We start from the raw sequence: 808 nt of genomic DNA, 5'->3' as shown, positions 1-808 counted from the left end.
TAAAATTAATATTGGTGTTGTTATTAATATACTGCCATCATTATTAAAGAAAAGCGTCATTAGAAAACAGAGCAGTAAGGTAAACCAATATAAGCGAATACCTTTCCCTTTTGATAATTTCAACATAAGAGCTGCAGTCCAGTTAAAAAAGCCAAAGCTTTCAAGTACAATTGCCATGACAATAGTCGCGATAATGGTAATCGCTGCTCCGGTTACCTTGGAGCTGATATCTAGTAAATCTCCTGTCGAAACGCTTCCACTTAAAAAAACAAGGATGGCTCCTATCGCTGCCGGAATTGCTTCGTTCATGTTTTTTGGACGGATAAAGATCATAACCATTGTTAGTATAAAAGCAAATATGGTAATGAGAACCGTCGATTGATGGTACATAAAAATTAATTTACTCCCTTCAAAGAGTTTTGATCTTAATTTTCCGTTTCTTCATTTCTTGTCCTTTGCTTTATTGTACGTCCCCATTGTGAGGCTTGACCTAAACGAATATCTCGGATATGGTATAAATCAGCATTAATCTATAAAAATTCATATAGATTTGTACCTATTTTTTTCTATATAGGCGGATATCACTATGGTAGATTACTAGGCTTATGTACCATTTATCGGGTCAAAATTCCTTTCTTTAATGAATGCAATTTAATACACATAAATAACCGATACTGATGATCAGTATCGGTGTCAACTTTTATGGCATTTGAAATTGAATTTTGACATTTTCCATTAGTACTTGATGCTCTTTTAGCTGCCAGAACCCCTGCTGCCAGAACCTCGGCTGCCGGAACCCCTGCTGCCA

2 protein-coding genes (1 of these 2 cut by a window edge) are annotated in these 808 nt (G+C 35.9%); both read right to left on the bottom strand.

Annotation, left to right across the window (positions count from 1 at the left end; genetic code table 11):
• A protein-coding gene (locus V7161_RS22615) for an arsenic transporter (RefSeq protein ID WP_335715104.1) crosses the window boundary here: on the bottom strand, positions 1–390 show its beginning. The gene continues 954 nt to the left of window position 1, outside the view; only the first 390 of its 1,344 coding nucleotides appear in the window; it begins with the start codon at positions 388–390; its stop codon lies beyond the left edge, outside the window.
• Between the two features lie 224 nt (positions 391–614).
• The coding region (locus V7161_RS22610) for a hypothetical protein (RefSeq protein ID WP_335715103.1) at positions 615–808 on the bottom strand (194 nt) is incomplete at its 5' end.

It is taken from the genome of Neobacillus drentensis (assembly GCF_036965425.1).
Taxonomy (GTDB): domain Bacteria; phylum Bacillota; class Bacilli; order Bacillales; family Cytobacillaceae; genus Neobacillus; species Neobacillus drentensis_F.
This window is presented reverse-complemented; position numbering and strand designations above follow the sequence as displayed.